At 49.2% G+C, this 25177-nt stretch carries 19 protein-coding genes and 2 tRNA genes; 6 read left to right on the forward strand and 15 right to left on the reverse strand.

Translation table 11 applies throughout. The annotated features are described in order from the left end of the window. Window positions 1-45: 45 nt before the first annotated feature. Entirely contained in the window at window positions 46-837 is a 792-nt protein-coding gene (gene map, locus LU290_RS01350) for a type I methionyl aminopeptidase (protein ID WP_277808783.1), read from the reverse strand. 93 nt (window positions 838-930) lie between these two features. Then, on the reverse strand, window positions 931-1281 hold the full coding sequence (locus LU290_RS01355; RefSeq protein WP_277808784.1) for a protein tyrosine phosphatase family protein: 351 nt from the start codon (window positions 1279-1281) through the stop codon (window positions 931-933). 184 nt (window positions 1282-1465) lie between these two features. Here LU290_RS01355 and LU290_RS01360 point away from each other — a divergent pair, with 184 nt between their 5' ends. The 4 genes from LU290_RS01360 (at window position 1466) to LU290_RS01375 (ending at window position 9431) form a co-directional block, all read left to right on the forward strand. Further along, on the forward strand, window positions 1466-3634 hold the full coding sequence (locus tag LU290_RS01360) for an FAD-dependent oxidoreductase (protein WP_277808785.1): 2169 nt from the start codon (window positions 1466-1468) through the stop codon (window positions 3632-3634). A gap of 308 nt (window positions 3635-3942) precedes the next feature. Beyond that, window positions 3943-5697 carry a TolC family protein gene (locus LU290_RS01365; RefSeq protein ID WP_277808786.1) on the forward strand — a complete coding sequence of 585 codons (1755 nt, stop codon included), beginning with the start codon at window positions 3943-3945 and terminating at the stop codon, window positions 5695-5697. A gap of 246 nt (window positions 5698-5943) precedes the next feature. Then, entirely contained in the window at window positions 5944-8262 is a 2319-nt protein-coding gene (locus LU290_RS01370; protein ID WP_277808787.1) for a type I secretion system permease/ATPase, read from the forward strand. Continuing rightward, on the forward strand, window positions 8259-9431 hold the full coding sequence (locus LU290_RS01375) for an HlyD family type I secretion periplasmic adaptor subunit (RefSeq protein ID WP_277808788.1): 1173 nt from the start codon (window positions 8259-8261) through the stop codon (window positions 9429-9431). The genes LU290_RS01370 and LU290_RS01375 overlap by 4 nt, the downstream gene beginning before the upstream one ends. A 297-nt stretch (window positions 9432-9728) precedes the next feature. Here the strand turns inward: LU290_RS01375 and LU290_RS01380 are convergent, their stop codons facing one another. The 3 genes from LU290_RS01380 to LU290_RS01390 all read right to left on the reverse strand — a co-directional run bounded on the left by LU290_RS01380 (window position 9729) and on the right by LU290_RS01390 (window position 12304). Next, on the reverse strand, window positions 9729-10742 hold the full coding sequence (locus LU290_RS01380; protein WP_277808789.1) for a calcium/sodium antiporter: 1014 nt from the start codon (window positions 10740-10742) through the stop codon (window positions 9729-9731). 160 nt (window positions 10743-10902) lie between these two features. Further along, window positions 10903-11481, reverse strand: a complete 579-nt coding sequence (gene pth / locus LU290_RS01385) for an aminoacyl-tRNA hydrolase (RefSeq protein ID WP_277808790.1) — start codon at window positions 11479-11481, stop codon at window positions 10903-10905. Window positions 11482-11653: 172 nt separating this feature from the next. Beyond that, entirely contained in the window at window positions 11654-12304 is a 651-nt protein-coding gene (locus LU290_RS01390; protein WP_370688538.1) for a 50S ribosomal protein L25/general stress protein Ctc, read from the reverse strand. A 402-nt stretch (window positions 12305-12706) separates the two neighbouring features. Here LU290_RS01390 and putP point away from each other — a divergent pair, with 402 nt between their 5' ends. Beyond that, window positions 12707-14200 (forward strand): sodium/proline symporter PutP, encoded by a 1494-nt coding sequence (putP, locus tag LU290_RS01395; RefSeq protein WP_277808791.1) that lies wholly within the window; start codon window positions 12707-12709, stop codon window positions 14198-14200. 266 nt (window positions 14201-14466) lie between these two features. Here putP and LU290_RS01400 read toward each other — a convergent pair whose 3' ends face one another. From LU290_RS01400 to LU290_RS01425, 6 genes are all read right to left on the reverse strand, one after another. Further along, window positions 14467-15420 (reverse strand): ribose-phosphate pyrophosphokinase, encoded by a 954-nt coding sequence (locus LU290_RS01400; protein ID WP_277808792.1) that lies wholly within the window; start codon window positions 15418-15420, stop codon window positions 14467-14469. Window positions 15421-15675: 255 nt separating this feature from the next. Then, window positions 15676-15751 (reverse strand) — tRNA-Gln (locus LU290_RS01405). Between the two features lie 28 nt (window positions 15752-15779). After that, window positions 15780-15855, reverse strand: a tRNA-Gln gene (locus LU290_RS01410). A gap of 116 nt (window positions 15856-15971) precedes the next feature. Then, a complete protein-coding gene (ispE, locus tag LU290_RS01415) occupies window positions 15972-16886 on the reverse strand; it encodes a 4-(cytidine 5'-diphospho)-2-C-methyl-D-erythritol kinase (RefSeq protein WP_277808793.1) in 915 nt (304 codons plus the stop codon). Window positions 16887-16893: 7 nt separating this feature from the next. Continuing rightward, window positions 16894-17472 carry an outer membrane lipoprotein LolB gene (locus tag LU290_RS01420; RefSeq protein WP_277808794.1) on the reverse strand — a complete coding sequence of 193 codons (579 nt, stop codon included), beginning with the start codon at window positions 17470-17472 and terminating at the stop codon, window positions 16894-16896. Between the two features lie 34 nt (window positions 17473-17506). Beyond that, a complete protein-coding gene (locus tag LU290_RS01425) occupies window positions 17507-19405 on the reverse strand; it encodes a tetratricopeptide repeat protein (protein WP_277808795.1) in 1899 nt (632 codons plus the stop codon). Between the two features lie 390 nt (window positions 19406-19795). On the opposite strand from LU290_RS01425, the gene hemA reads away from it, so the two are divergent. After that, window positions 19796-21118 carry a glutamyl-tRNA reductase gene (gene hemA / locus LU290_RS01430; protein WP_277808796.1) on the forward strand — a complete coding sequence of 441 codons (1323 nt, stop codon included), beginning with the start codon at window positions 19796-19798 and terminating at the stop codon, window positions 21116-21118. 163 nt (window positions 21119-21281) lie between these two features. On the opposite strand, the gene LU290_RS01435 is transcribed toward hemA, so the two are convergent. From LU290_RS01435 to LU290_RS01450, 4 genes are all read right to left on the reverse strand, one after another. Then, on the reverse strand, window positions 21282-22121 hold the full coding sequence (locus tag LU290_RS01435; RefSeq protein ID WP_277808797.1) for a MetQ/NlpA family lipoprotein: 840 nt from the start codon (window positions 22119-22121) through the stop codon (window positions 21282-21284). A 184-nt stretch (window positions 22122-22305) separates the two neighbouring features. Then, window positions 22306-22995 (reverse strand): methionine ABC transporter permease, encoded by a 690-nt coding sequence (locus LU290_RS01440; RefSeq protein ID WP_277808798.1) that lies wholly within the window; start codon window positions 22993-22995, stop codon window positions 22306-22308. Then, on the reverse strand, window positions 22985-24034 hold the full coding sequence (gene metN / locus LU290_RS01445; RefSeq protein WP_277808799.1) for a methionine ABC transporter ATP-binding protein MetN: 1050 nt from the start codon (window positions 24032-24034) through the stop codon (window positions 22985-22987). Before metN ends, LU290_RS01440 begins: the two co-directional genes overlap by 11 nt. A gap of 94 nt (window positions 24035-24128) precedes the next feature. Then, window positions 24129-25079: a D-2-hydroxyacid dehydrogenase gene (locus tag LU290_RS01450; RefSeq protein ID WP_277808800.1), complete on the reverse strand. Its 951-nt coding sequence runs from the start codon at window positions 25077-25079 to the stop codon at window positions 24129-24131. Window positions 25080-25177: the final 98 nt, after the last annotated feature.

Genomic DNA, 25177 nt, shown 5'->3' on the forward strand with positions numbered 1-25177 from the left:
CGTACGATAGGCGTTTTTTGCTATGCTTTAAGCTGGTTTTGAGAATTATTGAGTTAAAAAACTCAAATCTTCATCAGGGCGAGCGGTCGTTACGATACAGCCATTATCGGTAACGATCAGCGTATGCTCCCATTGGGCGGACAGCTTGCGGTCTTTGGTGATTGCTGTCCAGCCGTCTTTCATGATTTTGGTTTGCCATACGCCTTGATTGATCATCGGCTCAATGGTGATTGCCATGCCTGTTTTTAATTGTACGCCGGTGCCTTTTTTGCCGTAGTGTAGCACTTGTGGTTCGGCATGGAAAGTTTTGCCAATGCCATGTCCGCAAAACTCACGCACGATGGAGAAGCGTTCTGGTTCAACGACTTCTTGAATTGCTGCCCCAATGTCGCCCAAAAACGCACCGTCTTTGACCACTTTCATGCCAGCATAAAGGGCACGCTGAGCGGTATCGCAGATGCGTTTTGCCATCACCGAGCCTTCGCCGATGATCCACATTGCCGAAGTGTCGCCATAGTAGCCATCTTTGATGACGGTAACATCAATATTGATGATGTCGCCGTCTTTTAAGATGCGCTCATGGTCCGGCATACCGTGGCAGACGACATGGTTGATCGAAGTGCAAAGCGTGAATGGATAGCCTTGATAATTTAGGCAGGCAGGAATGGCGTTTTGTACTTCGGTGATGTGTTTGTATGCCAAATCGTCCAAAAATCCTGTGCTGACACCTGCTTTGACATGGGGGTCTAGCATTTGTAGTACTTCTGCCGCCAAGCGACCAGCGACTTTCATTTTTTCAATTTCGTCGTTATTCAAGATGGGAATGTTTTTGCTCATGAGAAACCTAATGTATGGTGTAGAAATTAGTCAATAAAAATGGGCGAATATGACGCCCATTTTACTATTTTTTGCTCAAATTTTCTATGAAAATTACTCTTCATCCAGCAAATCACGCTCACGAGCTGCCTGCAAAATGATGCTTGAGCGGTTGCCAGAACGACAAAAAATGTGCAATGGGCGTTCGGTGGCGTTGAAAAAATCAGCGAATTCTTGCACATGATTCATGTCCAGCATACCGCCAGCAAAGGCGATTTGCTTGTAGATGATGCCGTGTTCGGTGCAGGCGTTTTTGATTTCATCAGAAGTTGGCTGTCCGATTTCTTCGCCATCTGGACGGTTATTGACGATGGTTTTTACGCCTTGCTTGGCAAGTTCGGCGACATCGGCAGGCGTGATTTGACCTGAGATGGTGATGCGAAATTCTGGGGCTAGGTCAGTCATAAAAATTCCTTAATGAAATATGGATAAAAACTGTTCCTAGCTTACCTTGTTTTGCTGATTTTGGCAAATGCTTCTTGCGATGGGAAAGTATGACTGTTAGGTCAGAAAATAAAAAATCTGTCATTTTGATTGATGGTTTGTGATAAAATTACCCAGCCAGCCTATGCCAGCCAAAAGGATTGTCATGAAAACTTTTTTTAAATCAACGCTTAATACCGCCAAAGTCTTTGGCGAACAGCTTTCTGCCAAAATCATTCCAACGACCACGCCGGTCAATCAGCCAAGCGAGCCGAGCCAGTATCCGCATATTTTTGAGCCATTGGATTTGGGTTTTACCACCCTAAAAAATCGCATTGTGATGGGGTCAATGCACACAGGGCTTGAGGACAGATTTTATCATTATGGCAAATTGGCGGCATATTTTGAGGCACGAGCCAAAGGCGGTGTGGGGCTGATTGTTACAGGGGGTATTTCGCCAAATCGTGAAGGTTGGCTGACTCCGCTTGGTGGTACGCTGAACCGCAGTGCTGATGTCTTGCACCATCGTCGTGTGACTCGTGCAGTACAAAAGCACGGTGCGAAAATTTTATTGCAGATTTTGCATTCTGGGCGTTATGGCTATCATCCGTTTGTGGTCGCACCCAGTGCAATCAAGTCGCCGATTTCGCCGTTTAAGCCACGCCAGATGAGCGTGCGTAACATTCATGCGACGATTGCTGACTTTGTCCATACGGCTGAGCTTGCCAAAAAAGCAGGCTATGATGGCGTGGAGATTATGGGGTCGGAAGGGTATTTGATTAACCAGTTTTTGTCCGCTCGCACCAACAAACGCACGGACGACTATGGTGGCAGTCTAGAAAATCGTGCCAAATTTGCCCTACAAATCGTCCAAAATATCCGTGAAAAAGTGGGCGAGCAGTTCATCATCAGTTTTCGCTTGTCTATGCTTGAGCTGGTGGAAGATGGGGCGGTGATGAGTGAGGTGATCGCTTTGGCAAAACTGCTTGAAAATGCTGGCGTCACTTTATTAAATACAGGTATTGGCTGGCATGAGGCTCGTGTGCCGACCATCGTCACTGGCGTGCCACGAGCCAGCTTTGTGCGATATACCGAGGCGGTCAAAAGTGCCGTCGCCATTCCTGTCATCGCCGCCAACCGCATCAATATGCCTGATACAGCCGAGTGGATTTTGGCAAGTGGTCAGGCGGATTTGGTGCAGATGGCTCGTCCGTTTTTAGCGGACAGCGATTGGGTCAATAAAGCCAAGAGCAATCAAGCCAACCTGATCAACACCTGCATCGGCTGTAATCAGGCGTGCCTTGATCATATTTTTGAAAATCAGCGTGCCAGCTGTTTGGTTAACCCTTTGGCGTGCCATGAGAGCGAATATGCCATCAAGCCTACCAAAAAACCCAAAAAAATCGCCGTCATCGGAGCAGGCGTGGCGGGGCTTTCGGCAGCGATCACCGCAGCAGCGCGTGGGCATCAGGTGAGCATTTATGAGGCAAGACCTTTCATCGGTGGTCAGTTTAATTTTGCCAAAGTCATCCCTGGCAAGGAAGAGTTTTTTGAGACGATTCGCTATTTTCGTGAGCAGCTGTCTTTGTATCAAGTGACGGTGCATACAGGCGTGCAGGTGACTAAGCAAATGCTTGATTCGATGGCGTTTGATGACATCATCGTGGCGACAGGTGTCGTGCCAAGAGCGCTTGCCATCGAGGGTGTGGGACTGCCTAGCGTGATGAGCTACGCTGAGCTTTTGTCGGGTGAGCGTGTGGCAGGCGAGCGTGTGGCGGTGCTTGGCGCTGGCGGCATTGGCTTTGATGTGGCGGAGTTTTTGGCGCACGGAGGGGCTGTGTCTGATAAGGTCAATTCGCCTGATTTTCGCCCGACTGCCCAGACGAGCGAGGCGTTTTTTGAGCAATGGGGCATTGACACTGATGCCTTGTATACCACCAAAGGCGCTCTCGCTAAACCAAAGCCTGCCAAGGCGCATCGCCAGATTTATCTGATTCAGCGTTCAGAAGGCAGACTGGGAAAAACGCTGAATAAAACCACAGGTTGGGTGCATAAGGCGACTTTAAAGCAGATGGGCGTCAAACAAATCTCTGGGGCAAGCTACGACAAAATCACCGATGAAGGACTTTGGGTTACGGTGAATGGACAGCCGCAGCTTTTGCGTGTGGATACAGTCGTGCTGTGCATCGGTCAAGAGTCGGTCAATCATCTCATGCCAAATGTCGGCGACGCACCGAGTGCTCAGTATCACATCATCGGCGGCGCCAAGAAATCAGAGCGTCTGGACGCCAAGCGTGCGATTAAAGAAGGCTTTGAAGTGGGGCTGTTGGTGTGATGGCTTGGCTGAGTTTTTAATATCAAAATAACCAGTCTTATTTTTATTTATTGTATTTCATGTGCTGCGTCTGTGGCGGCTTGGCATGCTGTTACATTTATCTTATTTGGCTTATTGATTTATGTGGTATAATGGAACGATATGGCTGAACAAAAACCGTCTCATCTGACACGCCAATCCAGCCGCCAAGCGTGCCACTATTTTTATGGGCTTGAGTAGATTGGTCGTCTTTTTGGGCGATTTTTTTGTTCAGTGTTTAATCATGGTTAATCATACAAATCACATAAAAACAACATAAGATAATCAAGATGATAAAAGCATCTTTAAAGCGACTGCCTGTGGCGCTGTGCCTGTGTCTTTCGGCAGGTGTCTGGGCAAACATCAATCCCTTGCAGGTCAATGAGCTCATCACTCATGCGGTGCAAACACATCCTTTGGTGTCATCGGCGGTGGCGGATAAAGAAGCTGCCGCAGAGGGCGTGACGGCTGCTAAGCTTGGTTTTTTGCCAACGCCTACCGTCCAATCGACACACGACAGTGATGACGGGCAGGTGACGAGCATTGTCATTCGTCAGCCTTTATGGACGGGTGGTCGTCTGACAGCCAGCGTCAATCAAGCCATCAATGACGACAAAGCGGCGGCGGCTTATGTGCTTGAACGCCAAAACGAGGTCGCCAAAAACACCATCGACATCTGGCGAGATTATATTTATGCGCTGTCTTTGCAGGATTTGTATCAAGGCAACATCAGGCAGCTTGGCGAATTTGAGGAAATGATGAATCGCCGAGTGGCGCAAGGCATCTCAGCAAGAATCGAGCTGGATTTGGTGACCAACCGCATCTTACAAGACCAAAATGCCCTACAAGGCGCAATCGAGCAACAAAAAATCGCCGAAGCACGCTTAGAGCAGCTCATCGGTCAGCCCATCGCTGCTCGTGTGGAGACTTTGCAGCTTGGCGATTTGGTACGACTTGCCAAAGAAGGTTCGGCGGATTTTGCGACTTTGGCTTTTGGTAGCGTCAGCCAGACACATCCAAGCGTGATTCGTCAGCATTATACGGTCGAGTCTGCCAAGCATGAGGTTAAGGCGCAGCGAGCGAGTCGTTATCCGACGGTGTTTGTACAATTTGAAAATGACTATTATCACAAAAGTCGCCGCCATGCCGATGATGTGATGTTTGGGCTAAGCTATGACCCAGGTGCAGGTTTTTCAAATTTGGCATTGGCACGAGCGTCTGAGGCACGAGTACAAAGCCTTACGCACAGCCAAGAGGCATCTCGGCGTACGGTGATGGAAAATATCCAGACCCAATATCAGCAGTTCGTCTCGGCTCGTGATCAAGAGCTGTCTTTGGCGGCGGCGGTGTCAGGGGCGCAGATTGTACTAGATTCTTATCGCCGTCAGTTCATCGCTGGGCGAAAAAGCTGGCTTGAAGTGCTAAACGCCGTGCGTGATCAGTCGCAATACGAGCAGCAGCTGAGACAGACGCAAGCGCAGATGGTCGCCAGTTATTATAAATTGCAGGTGGATTTTGGGGTGATGCCGTGGCAGCAGATGCCATCGCAAGCCCTGCTTGAACCAAGCGTTGATTTTAGCCCAGTACGCACGGCTCGTGAGTGGGTTGGCGAGCAGCAGACCTATTGGCAAAATCGCCTAAACCAGCCGCAAGAATCCATAAGCACCATCGCCAGTGAAGGGGCGATGATCAGCGATGTCGGCACGGGTGTGGCAGTGTGGCAGTATGATGGTGATGAGCCAGTGATCGCCATGCCTGACGACACTGATTCAGACTTTGCCAATGATGGCGTATCAGACGAAGTGCCACCATCAGACCAAGCACTGCCACTGCCAAGCTTAGATCCGTACGACCAATTTCCAGAGATCTTACCTGAGCCGACAGCACAAGCGATGCCAGAGGTTTTTGAAACTGTCGCCACACAAGAGACGCAGCACGACCAAGGTGAGCAAAATATCAGCCAAGACGACATTTGGCATGATGACAGCGCTCACCAAGAAACACGACCAAAAAGCCATCTGCCAGTCGGCAGCTCTCAAAGATAGTACTTTGGGTTTGTTGGTGTTAATTTAAAAGCGTTTTAGCACTTAACATTGATTATTTTATATGGTTGATAAAGTGAAGGGCGCTGATTCTTTTTAGTTTTATACCCAAAGTATGGATGTATAGCAGTGATGTATTTTTGTGTAAATTTGCATCGGTTGTCATTTGCATCACAAGCGGCTGGGTGAGTATTCATACCAAATCGCCAATGGGTCACGGGTACGCCCGACCAGAAGGAAAAATGATTCATGTCAGAGCAATCAGAACACAACTTAACACAAGCGGATAAGTCGCATGAGCTTGGCTTTGCGCTTGCCGCACTGCTCAAAGAGCAAGGTTATCCTGTCGATAAAAACCGCCTAGAAAGTAGCCAAAGTCAGTCATCTAAGATTGAAGATGGCTTTTCTCGACTGTCGGTCATGCTGCAAATCTTAGGCATCAATGATCCACCCAAAAAGCTTGACGCCCCTGATGCCGCCTACATGCCGCTCATCGCCGAGCATAAGCGTCTGGGCTTTGGGCGTATCGTGCAGCAGCCACAACAAAATCAGTGGTTGTTCATGCAGTCGTCTGGCAGTCATCGCATTGAGGCGGCGGATCTGACGATGGTGGCTAAGATGGCGCTGGACACTTCTGGCAAAACCAAGCATACCGCATTTGCCCAACTGCTCAAAGAGAGCGTCTTAAAGCACAAGTCGGTCGTTTTTGAGGCGGTGATTGCGTCATTTTTGATCAGTTTGTTGGCGCTTGCGGTGTCTTTGTTTTCAATGCAGGTTTATGACAGAGTGATCCCGACCCGTAGTGAGCATACGCTGATCATTTTGGCAAGTGGCGTGGGTTTGGTGATTTTGTTTGAGGCGTTCATGAAATTTGCCCGCTCCAAGGTGATGGATAGAATGGTGGTTGGCATGGACCAAGACCTGTCCCGCTCCGTGTTTGAGCGCCTGCTCAAAGTGCGTGTCGATCAGATGCCTGGTTCGGTGGGGTCGTTGGCAGCTCAGCTGCGTGGCTATGAGCAGGTGCGTAGCTTTTTTACCGCCAGTACGCTGTTTACGCTGGTGGACATTCCGATGAGTATTTTGTTCATCATTGTGATTGGGGTGATTGGCTCGTTTTGGATTTCTTTGGTACCGATTGTCGCAGCGATCATTGGCATCATTTTGGGTTGGACAAACCGCAAAAAAATCGACGCCATCGCCAAAGAAGGTGCGGCGGCAGGCTACCAAAAAACAGGCATCTTGGTCGAGGCGGTCGAGGGCATGGAGACCATCAAGGCAGGCTCGGGCAACTGGAAATTCTTATCTCGCTGGCTGAATGTGCTGAACACGACCACCACCAACGACTTAAATATGCGTCATGCCAATGACAATCTAAACTACAGCGTGCAAATGCTGCAACAAGTCAGCTATGTTGGCATCGTCATCGTCGGTGCGTTCATCGTGATGAATGGTGACATGACCATGGGTGGTCTGATTGCCAGTACCATCTTGGGTGGTCGTATTTTGGCGCCAATCATGAATGTGCCAAACATGCTGGTGCAGTACTCGCACGCCAAAGCTGCTGTTGGCAACATTGAAAATCTTTATAAACTTAAATCAGACAATGATGGCGTGCAGTATCCGCTGTCACCAAGTCTCATTCATGGTAATTATCAGTTGAGCAATGTCAGCTTTAACTATCTTGATAACGAAAGACCTGCCCTGCAAGTACCAAATCTGAACATCAGAGCAGGCGAGCGTGTGGCGATTTTGGGTTCGATTGGCTCGGGCAAATCGACACTGCTAAAACTTCTATCTGGGCTGTATGCGCCGACCCAAGGTCATATCTTGGTCGATGGGCTGGACATCACGCATGTCAGCCGTGAAAGTCTGTCGGATCAGCTGGGCTATTTACAGCAGGATCATCGCCTGTTTCAAGGCACTTTGCGTGACAATCTGCTCATCGGTATGCCGACACCAAATGATGATGTGCTGGCGAGCGCCTTGCATCGCACGGGTCTGATGCGTCTGGTGTCAAATCACAGCTCAGGGCTTGATTTGATGATTTCAGAGGGTGGCAAGGGCTTGTCTGGTGGTCAAAAGCAGCTGGTGGCATTCACCCGCCTGGTGCTGACTCGCCCATCTGTATGGCTGCTTGATGAGCCAACAGCGTCGATGGATAATAGCCAAGAGCAGCAGTGTCTACAAGTACTGGCACAAGAGCTACAAGACCCTAGAAAAACTTTGATTGTCTCGACGCATAAGCTTGGTCTGCTGGCTTTGGTCAATCGCATCATCATCATGGAAAATGGTCGCATCGTCATGGACGGACCAAAACAAGCAGTACTAAACACCTTGCGTGAGCGTGAAGAGGCGGCACAAAAAGCACGAGCTGAGCAGATCGCCAAGCAGTCTAAGGCAAAAGCTGCGCCGACAGACCAAGCCACGCATGATCAAGATAAGCAGGATAAGACCAGCGATACATCAGAGTCGACCCAAATACAGCAGGCGGGCGGTGATGATAAGTCTGACGAGCTGACTTATCACATCGTAAAGCGATCAGAATCTAATTCTCAGGAAACAAAATGACCAATAATTATCAATACCAACCGCACAAGCCCAACACCAGTCGGGCGAGAATCAGTATTTGGGTGGCTTTGCTGACCATCATCGTGCTTTTGACTTGGGCGTATTTTGCTAAGATTGACCAAGTCACTCGTGCCACCGCCACCGTCATTGCCAGTAGCCGAACGCAAGAGATTCAGGCGTCAGAGGGCGGTGTGGTCTCTCAGCTGCTCGTGCGTGAAGGTGATGATGTCAAAAAAGGTCAGCTGCTCATCATTTTAGAAGAGGAGCGTGCGCAGGCAGCGGTGGATAATTCGGCCGCCAAGGTCGCTGCTTTACAAGCCAAGGTGAGTCGTTTGGAAGCTGAAATTTTCAATAAACCACTCAGTTTTCCTGAGTCGGTGCAGCGCTACCCAGAGTACATTCACAACCAAACCGAGCTTTATAATCGTCGCCGTCAAGCGATTCAGCAAGATGTCTCATCGCTTGAAAAAATGCTTACTTTGGCAAGTGAGGAGCTTGCCATGAATGAGCCTTTGCTAGAATATGGCGATGTCAGTCAGGCGGATGTGATCAAGCTGCGTCGTCAAGTGGCGGACATTCAGGCGCAAATCACCAATAAGCGCAATAAGTATTTTGAAGAGGCGCAAAGTGAGCTGACTCGAGCCCAAGAGGAGCTACAATCAGAAAGCGAGCAGCTGCGTGATCGCAGTCAGGTACTGACCGAAAAACGCCTAGAAGCGCCAACCGATGGCAAGGTAAACAATATCCGAGTGACGACCATCGGCGGCGTGGTGCGCTCAGGCGATGTGATCATGGAGCTTTTGCCGACCGATGGCGACTTGGTGGTGGAGGCGAAGGTACGCCCAGCCGACATCGCTTATGTGCATGAAGGTCAAGAGGCGAGCGTCAAGCTAGATGCTTATGATTTTTCTATCTTTGGTGCGATGAGAGGCGAGGTAACTTACATCAGTCCAGACACCCTGATGGAAGAGACGCAGCGTGGCAAAGAGCCTTATTACCGTGTACAAATCCGCATCTCTGGGGCGGAGTTTGCAGGCAGAGCAGATGACATCGTCATTCGCCCAGGCATGACCGCAAGCGTGGACATCAAGGCGATGGAGCGAAGTGTGTTGTCATATCTGACCAAACCCATCACCAAAACCCTATCTCAAGGACTTGGTGAGCGATGATGCTGCTTTAAATATCCAAATAATGTACAACACAATCATCTAAAAGAGAGGGCGACCTCTCTTTTTTGTTTGGATTGTTCACACTCATCATAAACCTGCCTTGTATTCGAGTATTAGGCTGGCAACTGTACGGTTGTTGTTGGTGATGAGTATTCATCTGTTTTTAAAGCCACGAAATAAAATTAACCTATGGCATTATTCTAAGAGCAAAACATTTGCCCTATGGTATTGAATTGATATGAGCCAAAACAAAACCCCATTACAAGAACTGCAATGGGGCTGAGTGAAGACCAGGGCTTAGGCGATCGCACTCATGGCAAGCCATGCGCTGTACGCCACAAACCAAGCGATGAAAGTGATGCCCACGCCACGCCCAAGCTTGCCGCCCATCTTTAAGGCACCAGCCGACAGCACAAATAAAGCAATGGTCACAGCACACATCACCAGCACATCACGGCTTAGGATCTCTGGAGCGACTGCCATCGGCTGTATCAGTCCTGCGATGCCGACCACAGCGAGCGTATTAAAGACATTCGAGCCAAGTACATTGCCCAGTGCCAGATCGAATTCACCACGACGAGCGGCGATGATGGATGAGACCAGCTCAGGCAAGCTGGTGCCGATCGCGACGATGGTAAGACCGATAATAAGGTCGGACAGCCCCCAGATCTGCGCCAGCTCCACCGCACCCCAGACGATGAGTCGTGAGCTCATGATCATCACAAACAAGCCTACGATCAGACGAAATAGCGATTTACCGACATTCACTTCATCAGGGTTTGGCAGTTCGTGGTCTTCTTCCGCCTCTTCTTCTGCTTCCTCATAAGCGGCGATGACGGCGCTCTCTTTGGCGGCTTTGGCATGCGTCTTGGCGATGTAGATTTGACCTATGATGTTGGCTATCAAAACCAGAATCAAAATGCCAGCATCGATGCGGCTGACCTCGCCATCAATGAGCAGCACGACAGTCAAGGCGGTGGCGCCTAGTAGCCAAGGAAAGTCAAGTTTTAAGGCGTCTTTTTGGATGGCGATGGGGGCGATGACGGCTGTCACACCCAGCACCAGCAAGATATTGACGATGTTTGAGCCATAGGCGTTGCCCAGTGCGATGCCGGGGCTGCCTGCAAGCGCAGATAATGCCGAGACCAGCATCTCTGGGGCTGAGGTGCCGATACCGATGATCAGTGCGCCGATGAGCATTTTTGGCATGTGGTATTTGGTGGCAATGGCGACTGCGCCATCGATGAATTGATCGGCGCTAAATACCAACAGCGCAAGTCCGACCGCCACCGCCAACAGTGAGATTAACATATAAATTCCTAAATTTGAAATAGTGAGTCAAGCCATCAAGCTCATCGTCAAGGCATATAATACTGTGCCAATGCCTTGTAAGCGTTCGATGACTTGGGTCTTAAAATCTTAACTGGTCCATTGTCAGCCAGTTGTCAACCGCTTTATCAATCAGCATCCATCAGCTCAATTTAAAGCCATTGATGCCGTTTCTGGCTCTATCAAGGTTGCCTGCCATGATGAGTTTGAGATGCTCGCCAACACAGTCGATGGCTTTGTCGATACTGGCAGCATCATCGGCAGAAGGCTTTGAGAGTACCCAGCCGCTGACTTTACTGGCGTGTCCAGGGTGCCCGATGCCGATGCGCAAGCGATGAAAATCGGCGCCGATGTGTGGCACGATGTCTCTTAGCCCATTATGTCCGCCGTGTCCGCCGCCTGTTTTTAGGCGGATGGCGCCGGCAGGGATGTCCAGCTCGTCATGGGCGATCAAGATTTCGCTTGGCTGGATGTTATAAAACTTTGCCAATGGCACCACCGCAAGCCCAGAGCGGTTCATGAAAGTGTCGGGTTTTAATAGGCGTACTTCTTGCCCAAAAATCGTGCCACGACCGACATCGCCATGAAATTTTTTGTCATGGCTTAAAGTGATGCCAAACTGCTCGGCGATTTTGTCAATGAACCAAAAGCCGGCATTGTGGCGAGTGTGTTTGTATTCGTTGCCGGGGTTGCCCAGTCCGACGATGAGTTTGATGGTCATAGTTGTGATGTTGATGGTTATGTCAATATTTGTCAATAAACAGCGCTTATTATACGCATTAAACTCAAAAATCGCCACAAAATTTACATGGCTTATCGTTTTTGGTCGGTCCTGAAAACAAAAAAGCCAGTAAATCATACTGGCTTTTTGAATGATGATCAATGATGATGGATCATTCTTCTTCGCTGTCGGTAGCAGGTGCTTCGACTTCAGCAGCGTCAGTAGCAGTCTCTTCTTCGACTTTTTCTACGGTCGGTGCTTGCATGCTGACGATGGCGTTGTCAAGCTCGCTGTCGTCTTGAAGTACCAAAGTCAAGCCTTCTGGTAGTTTTACATCGCCTAGGCGGATGTTGTCACCCACAGCAAGTTTGGTCACATCGACTTCGATGAATTCAGGTAGGTTGCGTGGTAGGCAGGTTACTTGGATGTCATTGACAAGCTGAGTCAATACACCACCAGCTTTTTTACCAGCTGATGCATCTTCATTTGCAACACGCACGGGCACATTGAAGTTCATTTCTTGACCACGAACGATGCGCTGGAAGTCCACATGCAGCGGGAAGCCTTTTGATGGGTGGCGTTGTAGTGCCTTGATGACGACTTCGTGCTTAGCACCGTCTAGCTCAATGCTGATGATGCTAGAGAAAAATGCGTCTTCTGAGATGGCTTTTACCAATTCGTTGGTCTTAACGCAGATAGAAACTGGTTCGCCTTCGCCGCCATAGATGATGGCTGGGATTAGGTTTTCTTTACGCAGGCGGCGGCTCGCACCTTTGCCCTGCTGCTCGGTAGCGCGCGCTACGGCATTTAGAGTATAGCTCATGATGATTCCTTAAATGGGAAATGAATGGATTCAGACTTGCGACCAGTCTGACAAACTCCCCAGTATCACAGCCAAGCCAAAGCCTGCTGGTTTTTCTGGAAAATTAGCCGACTATTATACAAAAAAGTTCCTGTATTGGCAAAGGTTTTGTGAGCGTTTGTCAAAAATAATGCAAATACGCCGCCAAGACGGTGAGAATCGCCAATTTTAGACGAAATTTGGGCAGTGATTGAGAAAAAGTCTCATCTGTGCGGTGTAATTTTTGCCAATTTGTTATATAATGGACAGGTTTGTTACAAAAACATCACGCCGTGAATGAAGTTTGTAAGCTGAATAGAAAATTTTTTGGTGTTGAATGTTTGATTTGTAAGTCTTTTTAAAAATACCATGAAGGAGAATGCTATGAATGTGGCATCTGGCGTATGGATCTCGCTGGCGGTTTATTTTCTGTTGATGATCGCCATCGGTGTGTATGCGTATTTTAAACAAAAAAACGATGTCGAAGGCTATATGCTTGGCGGTCGCAATCTCGGTCCTGCGGTGACGGCACTGTCAGCGGGGGCATCTGACATGTCCGGTTGGCTGCTTTTGGGCTTGCCGGGCTATATGTATGCGTCAGGCGTGGTGAGTATTTGGATTGCGCTTGGTTTGACCATTGGTGCATTTGCCAATTATCTGATCGTTGCGCCACGCCTTCGTGTCTTTACCGAGGTGGCGGACAATGCGATTACCTTGCCCGACTATTTTGCCAACCGTTTTCATGACACCTCACACCTTTTGCGCATCATGTCGGCAGTGGTGATCATCCTGTTTTTCACGGTTTATACTGCGGCAAGTTTGGTTGCAGGCGGTAAATTGTTTGAAAGCTCACTAGGGCTGTCGTACTCGATGGGTCTGTGGGTGACGGCAGGCGTGGTTGTGGCGTATACACTGTTTGGTGGCTTTTTGGCGGTGTCATTGACCGACTTTGTTCAAGGTGTCATTATGCTCATCGCCATGCTACTCGTGCCAATCGTTGCCTTTACTGAGATCGGCGGTGTGAGCGAAGGCTTGGCGGCGGCAGAGCTTGTCAATCCAGAAGTATTCAACTGGACCAATGGCGTAACTTTGGCAGGCATCATCTCGTTGATGGCGTGGGGCTTTGGTTATTTTGGTCAGCCGCACATCATCGTGCGCTTTATGGCGATCCGCTCGGTCAAAGATGTGCCAGTGGCAACCGCCATCGGCATGGGCTGGATGATTCTAAGTCTCATCGGTGCGCTCATGGTGGGCTTGGCGGGCATCGCTTATATTGCACGCACTGGCACGACTTTGGACGATCCTGAGACCATTTTCTTGGTATTCTCACAAGTATTATTCCATCCATTGATTTCTGGTTTTTTGTTGGCGGCGATTTTGGCGGCGATCATGAGTACCATTTCAAGTCAGCTCTTGGTGGTATCAAGCTCGCTGACCCGTGATGTGTACAAGCTGTTCCTTGACCGTGAGGCATCAGAGTCTCGCCAAGTACTTGTGGGTCGTATCTCGGTCATCATTGTGGCGGTGGTTGCCATCATCCTAGCTGGCGACAGCAACAGCTCGGTGCTAAAACTGGTCTCACACGCTTGGGCAGGCTTTGGTGCGGCATTTGGTCCGCTGGTCATCCTAAGTCTCATGTGGAAACGCATGAACCGCAACGGTGCTTTGGCTGGCATGATCGTCGGCGCTCTGACCGTCATCGTGTGGGTGTATGGCGGCATTACCATTGGCGGTCAGCCTGCCAATGATGCGATTTATTCTATCTTGCCAGGTTTTGCGGCAAGCTTTATCACCACCATCGTGGTGAGCCTGATGACAGCGCCACCAAAAGACTTCATCGTCGAGCGTTTTGAACAAATGGAAAAAATGCTAAAATAATCTGCCAATAAGTCTGATTAACACTCCAAGCCGTATGGTTTGGGGTGTTTTTTTTTGAATGTTTGATAGCCCAATGGCAATATTGTTACAAAATTGGGCGGTCATGTAGGGTGGGCTATACTCACCATTTTTGGTATAAGTCTTTAAATTTGTTGAGGTTTTTCTCACTTGGCTCAACCTGCGACTACTTGGTATGGCTGATGGGCTTGATGGCGCAAAAAAAAGCCCCGCCAAATGATTTGACAGGGCTTTTTTTGTGATGCAATTTAGATGCTGTATTCAAACAAAGCGCTGATGGATTCTTCGTTATTGATACGGCGTAGACTTTCTGCCAGTAGTGAGGCGATGCTCACTTGGCGAATCTTGGCGCAAGATTTGGCGGCGTCTGACAGCGGAATGGTGTCAGTGACGACGATCTCATCTAGGGCAGATCCGCTGATGTTGTCGATTGCCTTGCCTGACAGCACAGGGTGGGTGATGTAGCCGACCACACGGCGAGCGCCATTGTCTTTTAGGGCTTGGGCGGCTTTACACAGCGTACCTGCGGTATCCACGATGTCGTCAATGATGACGCAATCACGACCATCGACATCGCCGATGATGTGCATGACTTGTGATTCATTGGCTTTTTGGCGGCGCTTATCGATGATGGCAAGGTCGGCATCGCCCAGAAGTTTTGCCATCGCACGCGCACGCACCACACCACCCACATCGGGAGAGACGACCATGAGGTTATCGTAGTTTTGTTGTTTTAGGTCACTTAGTAAGACTGGCGTGCCATACAGATTGTCCACTGGCACATCAAAGAAACCTTGGATTTGGTCGGCATGCAGATCCACGACCATCACACGGTCAATGCCTGAGATTGACAGCATGTCCGCCACGACTTTGGCAGAGATTGGCACACGCGCCGAGCGTGGTCTGCGGTCTTGGCGTGCATAGCCAAAATATGGAATCACTGCCGTGATACGACCGGCACTCGAACGGCGCAGAGCGTCTGCCAAAAGGACGACTTCCATCAAGTTGTCATTGGTTGGCACGCAGGTCGGTTGTAGGATGAATACATCTTTACCACGCACATTTTCTTTGATTTCGATGGCAATTTCACCATCAGAAAAGCGAGTGATGTCAGCTTTGCTTAAAGGAATGTGAAGATGGTCAGCGACGGTCTGGGCAAGCTCAGGATTGGCGCTGCCCGAGAAGATGGCCATGTATGACATATGAGGATCCTATAAAAAGGCTAAAAGAAAAATCAGCGTTTATTTTACCATTTTTATACAAAATTTTATACATAATTTGCACTCTTTGGCAAATTTTCTTGTAACAGTAAGTACAATCTTTAAAATCTGGCTTGTCGGCAGTGTGTCTGTCATTGCGCACCGTGAGTTTACAGGTTTGTCACGCATCATCTGATGGGAAAAACAAAAAAGCCAATTCCGAAGAACTGGCTTAATTGCTCAAGTCATGCTTGAATATGGCAGAGGTAGCTGGACTCGAACCAACGAATGTCAGGATCAAAACCTGATGCCTTACCAACTTGGCGATACCCCTAGAAAAGTTTTTAAAAAACTTTCAAAAATGGCAGAGGCGGCTGGACTCGAACCAACGAATGTCAGGATCAAAACCTGATGCCTTACCAACTTGGCGACGCCCCTATATAGGCGCCTAATTATACCGAAATTTTTTGATTATGCAAGCATTTTTTATAAAATTTTTAAAAAAAATTGCTAAATTTAAGCTAAATTAAAAAAACATTTTATTTATCAATAACTTACAAGCCATTCAAGCTGTGACAAATCACCGCACGACAAGGCGCAGCGTCTCGCCAAGCTGCCGCCTGATCTATCATCTCAGCTTCTAACGGCAGAAAAACACAGCTGCCCGTGCCCGTCATGCGTGGCGTGGCGTGGCAGGGAAGTGCGTGCAGATAAGCCAGTGCATCTTTGACGGCAGGACTGTCTTGGCTTGCGATGGTCTCAAAGCAGTTGTGAAATGGTGGGGTGAGCGTCAAGTCAAACCAAGTAGCATATGATGATAAATCATTGATAAATAATGACTTTTTGTTAAGATCTGGGTGCTTGAAAAAGTGAGCGGTCGCAAGGTGCGCATCTGGCATGAGTAGCAGATAGGCTCGCTTAGGTAGGTGAATGGGCGTTAAGATCTCGCCAATGCCTGTGGCGACGGCATCGCACTGGTGGGCGTGGGCAAAGATAAAAAACGGCACATCTGCCCCAAGCGTGGCAGCGATGTCAATGAGCGCCTGAGTGTCAAGATTTAAACCCCAAAGCTGATTTAGGGCGATGAGCGTGGTGGCGCAGTTGGATGAGCCACCACCAAGTCCTGCCCCTGTGGGAATGTGCTTGTCCAGATGGATATGCACGCCTTGTACTTGCTTGGGGGAGTGCTTGGCAAGGGCGTGCGCGGCTTTGATGATCAGATTGTCATCCAGGTTTTTGGTGAGATGACTTGCCCCTGTCAGGCTGATCGGCGGTATGCCATTTTCCGTGTCGCCACCGCCTAAGCCAGCACTGTCCATGTCATCATACAGACGAAACGCCAACCAATCACCAAAATCAAGCGCTCGAAACACGCTTTGTAAGTCGTGATAGCCATCAAGGCGCTGGGCGGTGATGTGCAAAAACAGATTGATCTTGGCAGGGGAAAACAGGCGAAGTGTATGCATCATGCCCTCATCATTTGCCATGCACGATGGTCATGACGACACGATGACCGTCGGTATGGGTGATGCGCAGGCGATTTGGCAGTGTGGATTTGTATTCAAAGCTGGCTGTCCAGTCGCCATTGACAGCGTGGATGAGCTTGCCTTGTTGGTCGTAGCCTTGCTGTGTGTCGCTTGGCGCACTGCGTCCGACGATCCAGTGTGGCAGCTGACTGATGGGTGCTTGCCAGCCTGTCGCTTGTAGTAAGAGCGCCTCTGGCGTGGTGGCGCTGATCGTGCCTGTGCGTTCGCTGCTTAGCATGGCGGTCTGTCCGTCAAAGCTGATGGCGGTGGCGCCGATGCCAAGTGCGCCTGTCAGATCGATGGCGAATCTGTCACCTTCTTGCGCCCATGTATAAAATGCCGTACCAGACTGGCTGCCGTCTGTCGACACGCTCGTTATGCCAATTTTGCCGCTGATGTTGAATTCGATAGGCGCATTAACAGTGTGGCTGACTGGGGTTGGTGTGGCGTGAGGTAGGGTTTGGCAGCCTGTCAAAAACAGCGCACCGACGCACAAAGACAGACAAGAATGGCGGAGGGTAAATTTCATGATATTTTCCTATGGGGTTTTGTGGTGTGGGGCGTCAGTAAAGCTGTGTGACATTGCTGTCTGGCGTGGTCGGTTGGTCAAAGCCGTATTTGGCTTGCAGCTGTGCTAAGATCTGCTGCACCATGTCGTCATCACCCAGACCTTGATATGCCCGAAGTAGCAAAATCCCTGCATTCAAATCAAGCGAGACCTCATAAGGTGCTTGCAAATATGCGATGACAGCCTCATAGTCAGACCGCTCTAAGGCATTGCCGCCCAGCAAAATGAGCGCATCTAAGTGCAGCTGCGTATCGTACAAAGGGTCGTCAGAGGGAATCTGGCTGATGGCTTTGGCGACCTCTTGTGCGTCTTGGTTGTTTGGATTTTGCTGTAAATCAAGTTTGGCTTGTGCCAGCTGATAGCTTGGGTTGTGTGCATCTATGCCAATCAGCCTGCCGATGATGTCTTGTTTTTCGCTGTCGCCAAGCTCATTTTCAAGCAGCTGATAGCTGGCAAATAGCAGGCGATCGTCATCGGGATATTGGCGATTGGCGGTGCTTAGAATGTCTTTGGCAGCCTCAATGTTGCCCTGACGCAGGCGAATCTCCGCCTGCAAGATATAGCTGTCGGCGGCGTAGATTTCGTATTCATCTCTGAGTCTCACCAGCGTGCTCATGGCGGCCTCAACATTATTATCCAGCAGATAAAATCCCACCACCTTAGTGCGCGCGTCTAGCACATTTTCGCCGTCTTTCACCTTTTCGTAGTGCGTTCTGGCGTGCAGCGCATCGCCCAAGCGCTCATAGCCAATGCCCAGATAATAATGCGCCTGACTGGCAAATTCTGGGTTTTTCACCAGTGGTGTGAGCAGCTCTATCGACTGTCTGTACTCACCGATGTCAAGCCCAACAAGCCCCGCTAAGAGTAGTACATCGGCGTTGTGAGTGTTTTGATTGGCGCGCAAAAGCAGCTGCCATGCGTTTTGAAGATCGCCTTGATTGATAAAATGGCGAATCTCATACAAGTACAGCGAAGTCTCGTGTGGCAGGGCGGCACGCTTGGTGTGCAAAAAATGCCACAGTTCATCTTCATGCTGAGCTTGGCTTAAAATATCAAGTTTTAGATTGATGAAGGCGAGGTTGGCAGGCTCGGCTTGTAGGGCGCTATTGATGTGCACCAGCGATGACTCATAATCACCAAGACGCATGAGCAGACCCGCTCGCAGCGCCGCCACTGAGGTGTTTTTGCTGTCAATCTCACGCAGCGCCTCCAAGAGTGTTTCTTGATCTTTTGGGTCGGTGGGAAAAATGCTGTCAAAAATCTGCGAAAGATCAGCGTTGGGATCATAAGCCAAAATCATCGCCAGCATCTGCGAGGCTTGATTATAATCATGCGCTCGAAGTGCCAAATGCGTCACATAAAACCAAGCAGGAATGTGGTCTGGATATTTGGCTTGCCAAGCGGTGGCAAAAGACAGTGACTCTTTGGGGGTTTCATACTCGATGGACAGCGCCAACGCACGCTCAAAGATGGCGGTGGCATTGTCCTTAAAAGACTCAGCCTTATAGATGGTCAGCGCCTCATCGATGTTACCACGATCAGCAGAAAACTCCGCCAAAAGCAGCGCATACAAATCAGGCGCATCAAGCATCGGCGTGCTGTCCTCTGCCAGCAAAGTGTCATCTAATAAGTCGTTTGGCAGTTCAAGTCTGATGGGCTCATGCTCTGATTCATCATCAAGCTGAGCAGGGACTTGTGGCTCGTCGCTGTCTTTTTTATAAAACGGCAATAAAATTTTGAGCAAAGGGTCAAACACGCCAGCATGCGCATGAGTCTGAGGCAGCAGCATCGCCAAGCACAGCATCGCCAAGGCGGATTTTTTGGCAAATGAGCCAGACGAGAAAAGCGCGTCTTTTGTGGTGGGGCGTGAGCGCTGCCAAATGGTTAATTTCATGAAATTTCAGTCATTAGTAAAAATATGCCGTCTCATCGGCAAGCGGCAAAAAAGGTGCGCAGCTTGACTCAAATGCGACCAGTCCTCAACATGATCAAAAACATGGTCAAAATCGCCCGACCGTTCTGGCTGCTCCGATGAGCGCTTGCTTGGTGCATCAGATTTGGGCAAGTGAGCCTAATCATTTGATTTAACTCCCTATTATAAAAGGATTTTTGATAAGTGCAAGGATTTGTGCGTCATATCGGTGGATTTTTGCCAAGTTGATGTTTTTGGCGCCAGTTTTGTCACAAATGTCCCAAAAACTGTTATAATAGCCAATTTATTGTCATTTTTTGATGTCTTTTTGCTGCCGTTTAAGTTGTCAGTGTTGTAAGTTAAGTTGATAAGATGAAATTAGCCGTCGTTGGAGTCAATCACAAAACCGCCCCCGTCGAGCTTCGTGAGAAGCTGTCGTTTGGGGCGGATTTGCCTCGTGCCATCGATGAGCTAAAAGCGCTGACCGATGGTTCGGTGATCGTCTCCACCTGTAACCGTAGCGAGATTTATGTCAAGCTGCCCGATGAAGAGGCGGTACCCAAAGAGGATGTTGAGGAGGTGAGCGAGCCTGTGCAGAAGATTCAGGCTTGGTTTGCGTCTTTTAAAGGCTTTGGGCTGGATGAAATTGCGCCGTTTTTGTACATTTACGAAGACGATCATGCGCTCAACCATTGGCTGCGTGTGGCGGCAGGGCTTGACTCGATGATCTTAGGCGAGCCGCAGATCTTGGGGCAGATTCGTCAGGCGGTGGCGCTGTCTCGTGAGCATGGCGGCATGGGGCGAGGCTTTGACTGGCTGACACAGCAAGTGTTTGCCGCTGCCAGAACGGTGCGACGAGACACCAAGGTGGGCGCTCAGGCGGTGACTTTGGGCTTTGCTGCTGCCAAGCTTGTGACGCAGATCTTTGCTGAGCCGAGCCGTCTGACCTTCATGCTGGTGGCGGCAGGCGAGATGAATCGCTTGGTGGCGCATAATGTGGCGGCGCTTGGCATGGAGCGCATCATCATCGCCAATCGTAGCCGTGAGCGTGCCGAGGCTTTGGCATCTGAGCTGCATGAGATGGCAAACAATGCCAATCGCATGGTGCAGATCGATCTTGTGCCTCTACATATGCTGGCAGAATATCTGCCGCAAGCGGATGTGGTGAGTAGTTGTAGCGGCAGCATGAATGCGCTCATCACACACGACATGGTCAAATCTGCCCTAAAAACACGCCGTCACCGCCCAATCTTGATGGTGGATCTGGCAGTGCCAAGAGACATCGAGCCTTCGGTGGGTGAGTTTGATGATGTGTATCTGTACTCGGTGGATGATTTGCAACATGTCATCGCAGGCAATCTAGAAGAGCGTAAGCAAGCTGCGGTGGAGGCGGAGCTGTTGGTCAGCCAGCTTGTGCTAGACATTGAGCATCAGATGCAGGTGCAGACGGCTCGTACGCAGATCGCTCAGTATCGCCACACCGCCCATGCGCACAGAGATCGTCTGCTGAATGACGCTTTGCATCGTCTGGCTGAGGGTGATGAGGCGAGCAAAGTCGTCACAGAGCTTGCCCGAGCATTGACGCAGACGCTGACGCACGCACCTTCCAAACTCATCCGCCACACCGCCCAGACTGCTGAGCCTGAGGTGCTAGACATGGTGACGCACGCCCTAAATCATGCTTATCGCAAATAGTCGTTTTAAGATGTCATTTGGGGCAGCATCGCTGCACAATGCGCCTGTCCAAAATCATTGATTTAAAATGATCAACCAAAATACCAACCCAAAACTTACGCCCAAAACTTATAGCCAAAATAAAAATCCCTTTGTTGCCAAAGGGATTTTTTGTGAGAGCGGATTACCAGCCTTTCACAACGCCGTCTTTGAATTGTTTTTTCGCTTCGGCTTCTACTTCGTCAGTCTGATAGGCTTTGACGAAGTTTTGGATGGCTTCTGAGTCTTTATTGTCGCTGCGAGCCACGATGATGTTTACATAAGGTGACTCTTTGGATTCAACAAACACGCCATCTTGTGCAGTCAGACCTGCTTGACCTGCGTAGTTGTTGTTTACCACTGCCAGATCCACATCATCCAGCGCACGAGCCGCCACAGAAGTATCCACTTCTTTGATGACTAGATTTTTTGGGTTTTCCACGATGTCTAGTGAAGTTGAAAGTAGATTTTTGTTGTCTTTTAGCTTGATCAGACCTTGATTTTCAAGCAAAATCAATGCACGAGCCAAGTTTGATGGATCGTTTGGCACGGCGATGGTTGCGCCGTCTTTTAGCTCGTCAAGTGACTTGATTTTCTTTGAGTAGCCAGCCAATGGATAGACGAAAGTGTTGCCCACGACGACCAGATTGTCCAGACCTTTTTTGGCGCTGTCTTCATCTAGGTAAGGCTTGTGCTGCATGGCATTAGCGTCTAGGTCGCCCTTAGAGACCGCTTCGTTTGGCAAGGCGTAGTCGTTGAATTCGACATACTCTACCGTCAAGCCATATTTTTCTTTGGCAACTTGGGCTGCCACTTCTGCCACAGCGTGCTCAGGACCGCTCATCACGCCTACTTTGATGGTTTGGGCGATCTTGTCGGTGTCAGCAGGGGCGGCGGTTTGCTCGGTTTTTTTGTCTGCGCCACAGCCAGCCAAAGCGATGCTAGATGCTAGGACGCACAGACCAAAAAATTTATTCAGTTTCATAACAAATGCTCTTTTAATCAAACCAAAATGGCGGGTTAATTGACAAAAAATTAACCAGTAAATACAAAATGTTGCAAGATAGTAACATTTTTGTATATTAAACCATAAAGCCTTGTTGAATTCAATATCTTAAAGGCGTGATTTTGTGAAATTATATATGCCAAATAGGAATATTAAATCATGCTTAGCGATGATCGGCTCGTGCAGCAAGGATGTCGCCAACCTTTTGGCAAATCATCACAATCGCCACGATGATGATGGTGGCGATCCATTTTACATAGACCATGCCACGATGTTCGCCATAGCTGATGGCAAGATTGCCCAGACCGCCGCCACCGACCACGCCTGCCATCGCCGAATAACCAATGAGCGTGACCAGCGTCAAAGTGATGGCGTTGATGATCATCGGCAAGCTTTCTGGGAAATAGTATTTGCTGACGACTTGCCAGTTGGTCGCCCCCATGGACTGAGCCGCTTCGGTGAGTCCTGCTGGGATTTCCATCAAGGCGTTGGCGGTCAGGCGCGCCACAAAAGGAATGGCGGCAGCGCTTAGGGGTACGATGGCGGCTGTCGTGCCAAGTGTCGTCCCCACCAAAATGCGAGTAACGGGCATTAAGACGATGAGCAAGATGATAAAAGGCACGGAGCGACCGATGTTGATGATGGCATCAAGGATTTTAAATAAGGTAGTGTTTTCTAAGATTCGCCCCTTGCCTGTCAAAAACGCCACAAAGCCAAACGGCACGCCCACCAATACGGCAATGGCAGTGGCTGCCAGCCCCATATAGATGGTCTCGTAGGTGGATTGAGCGACCATTTGCCACATTTTTGGGTGTAGCTCGGTCATAAAGTCGGTATAAATTTTATCCCACATGGCCCAAAACCTCCAAAGTTACGCCGTGATTTGCCAAAAATTCGTTCGCCTGCATGATGGCGGTGCGATCGCCCATCACTTCGGCGATGGTAAAGCCAAATTTGACACCGCCCACATAGTCCATTTGTGAAGTTAGAATGCTAAACTCCACGCCAAACTGTTTGCTTGCTTGTGAAAACAGCGGCAAATCCACCGAATTGCCCGTAAATTCGTATTTGACCACGGGATAGGCGTGTGCGTGCGTGGCACTTGGGGTTAATTTTGCCAAAAATTCATCAGGCAGACCGATGTCAAAGGTGGAATTGATGAAGGCTTTTGCCATGTTGGTCTGCGGATTGGCAAAAATGTCGCTCACGATGCCTTGCTCAATCAGTACCCCCTTGTCAATGACTGCCACCTTATCGCAGATGCGTTTGACCACATCCATCTCGTGCGTGATGAGCAAAATGGTGATGCCAAGTGTTTTGTTGATTTGTTTTAATAATGCCAAAATCGCCTGCGTCGTGGCAGGGTCTAGGGCGGAAGTGGCTTCATCGCACAGCAAGACTTTGGGGTCTGATGCCAAAGCTCGGGCGATGGCGACTCGCTGTTTTTGACCGCCAGACAAATTGGCAGGATAGACATCGTGCTTGTCGTCTAGCCCCACAAGATGGGTCAGCTCGCTCACTTTTTGTTTGATGACGGCTTTTGGCGTGCCTGACAATTCAAGCGGTAGGGCGATGTTATCAAACACTGTGCGAGAATGTAGCAAATTAAAATGCTGAAAAATCATGCCAATGGCTCGGCGAGCTTTAATCAGCTCGTTTTGAGATAGGCTGGTCAATTCTAGCCCATCAACCGTCACCGTGCCTGTGGTGGGTCGCTCTAATAAATTCACGCAGCGAATGAGCGTGGATTTGCCTGCGCCTGATGAGCCAATGATACCAAAAATCTCGCCTTGATTGACGGTAAGGTCAGTTGGTTCAACAGCAGTAAAAGCGACAGTTTTGCCGTCTTTTTGAGTGTGAAATACTTTGCTGACTTGGTGCAGCTGTATCATGGGTGTTGTCATGGTTATAAAAATAAAAAAACTGTGCAAACCGCATAGTATAGCACAGTTTTTGGGTGGATAATTTTTAAATCTCAAACGCCAATCAATCCGCTTGATAATTCTGAACAAACGCACTTACCTGCGAGCATAAGATTTGCCATAGGCGTGCTTGGGCGTGCAGACTGCCCCAAGCGTTGTGCGGGGTAAAAAACACGCGTGGATGGTCTTTTAATGTCAATAATGGGTCGTCATCGGCAAACGGCTCAGCTTCAAACACATCTGAACCATAGCCCAAAAGTCGCCCATCTAAAATACCACGCACCACCGCAGAGCCATCAACCACACCGCCACGAGCGACATTGATGATGGTAGGTTTTTTTTGCATTTGACTGATGGTTTCATCGTTGATTAGGTGAGCGGTGTCATCAGTCAAAGGACAATGTAGGCTGATGACATCAGAGCGTGCCAGCACTTCATCAAAGGCGGTGTAGCTGTCATCTCGTGGGGCTTTGCCACGATGCTCAGCATACAGCACGGTCGTGCCAAAGGCTTGTGCAATGCGACCGACACTGCGACCAATATTGCCTGTGCCGATGATGCCTAGGGTCTTGCCTGACAAATCAAAAATTGGCTCACCAACCAAACAAAAACGCCCATCATCTTGCCAAGTGCCATCGGTCGCCTGACGATGATAAAAAAGACCTGCTCGCATGACATTGAGCATGAGCATAAAAGTATGTTCTGGGACGCTGACGGTAGAATAGCCTGCGACATTTTGCCATGCCACGCCGTGCGTTTGGCAGGCATTGGTGTCGATGTTGTTGATGCCCGTGGCAGTTACATGAATCAGTTTTAATTTAGGTAAATGTGCGATGACATCGGCGGTCAGCTCGACTTTGTTGGTGATGATGATGTCAGCATCCTGACAACGCTCGATGATGATGTCGGTGTCGTTTGGCGTGCTGTCGTATTTGGTGTAATCAGTGATGATGTCAGGCAAGGATAAGTCGGTTTGGGCAGAAAAAGTACTGGTGTCTAAAAATACGGCTTTCATAAGGCAATCCTGAAATAAATTTGGCAAATTAAATAACAAATGATTTGGCAATATACCACATTTATGAATAAATGTTTGTATTTTTGTCATTGAGTGTA

This window comes from Moraxella nasibovis (assembly GCF_029581575.1).
GTDB lineage: Bacteria > Pseudomonadota > Gammaproteobacteria > Pseudomonadales > Moraxellaceae > Moraxella > Moraxella nasibovis.

Bases quoted from the DNA above. Each gene is read 5' to 3' on its own strand.
- LU290_RS01435 (WP_277808797.1), bottom strand. From the start codon at position 22,121: ATGAAACTGAATAAATTTTTTGGTCTGTGCGTCCTAGCATCTAGCATC.
- LU290_RS01370 (WP_277808787.1), top strand. From the start codon at position 5,944: ATGTCAGAGCAATCAGAACACAACTTAACACAAGCGGATAAGTCGCAT.
- LU290_RS01355 (WP_277808784.1), bottom strand. From the start codon at position 1,281: ATGACTGACCTAGCCCCAGAATTTCGCATCACCATCTCAGGTCAAATC.
- pth (WP_277808790.1), bottom strand. From the start codon at position 11,481: ATGACCATCAAACTCATCGTCGGACTGGGCAACCCCGGCAACGAATAC.
- LU290_RS01365 (WP_277808786.1), top strand. From the start codon at position 3,943: ATGATAAAAGCATCTTTAAAGCGACTGCCTGTGGCGCTGTGCCTGTGT.
- LU290_RS01440 (WP_277808798.1), bottom strand. From the start codon at position 22,995: ATGTGGGATAAAATTTATACCGACTTTATGACCGAGCTACACCCAAAA.
- LU290_RS01375 (WP_277808788.1), top strand. From the start codon at position 8,259: ATGACCAATAATTATCAATACCAACCGCACAAGCCCAACACCAGTCGG.
- map (WP_277808783.1), bottom strand. From the start codon at position 837: ATGAGCAAAAACATTCCCATCTTGAATAACGACGAAATTGAAAAAATG.
- LU290_RS01390 (WP_370688538.1), bottom strand. From the start codon at position 12,304: ATGAGCTATACTCTAAATGCCGTAGCGCGCGCTACCGAGCAGCAGGGC.
- LU290_RS01450 (WP_277808800.1), bottom strand. From the start codon at position 25,079: ATGAAAGCCGTATTTTTAGACACCAGTACTTTTTCTGCCCAAACCGAC.
- ispE (WP_277808793.1), bottom strand. From the start codon at position 16,886: ATGATGCATACACTTCGCCTGTTTTCCCCTGCCAAGATCAATCTGTTT.
- LU290_RS01360 (WP_277808785.1), top strand. From the start codon at position 1,466: ATGAAAACTTTTTTTAAATCAACGCTTAATACCGCCAAAGTCTTTGGC.
- putP (WP_277808791.1), top strand. From the start codon at position 12,707: ATGAATGTGGCATCTGGCGTATGGATCTCGCTGGCGGTTTATTTTCTG.
- LU290_RS01380 (WP_277808789.1), bottom strand. From the start codon at position 10,742: ATGTTAATCTCACTGTTGGCGGTGGCGGTCGGACTTGCGCTGTTGGTA.
- LU290_RS01400 (WP_277808792.1), bottom strand. From the start codon at position 15,420: ATGTCATACATGGCCATCTTCTCGGGCAGCGCCAATCCTGAGCTTGCC.
- LU290_RS01420 (WP_277808794.1), bottom strand. From the start codon at position 17,472: ATGAAATTTACCCTCCGCCATTCTTGTCTGTCTTTGTGCGTCGGTGCG.
- LU290_RS01425 (WP_277808795.1), bottom strand. From the start codon at position 19,405: ATGAAATTAACCATTTGGCAGCGCTCACGCCCCACCACAAAAGACGCG.
- metN (WP_277808799.1), bottom strand. From the start codon at position 24,034: ATGATACAGCTGCACCAAGTCAGCAAAGTATTTCACACTCAAAAAGAC.
- hemA (WP_277808796.1), top strand. From the start codon at position 19,796: ATGAAATTAGCCGTCGTTGGAGTCAATCACAAAACCGCCCCCGTCGAG.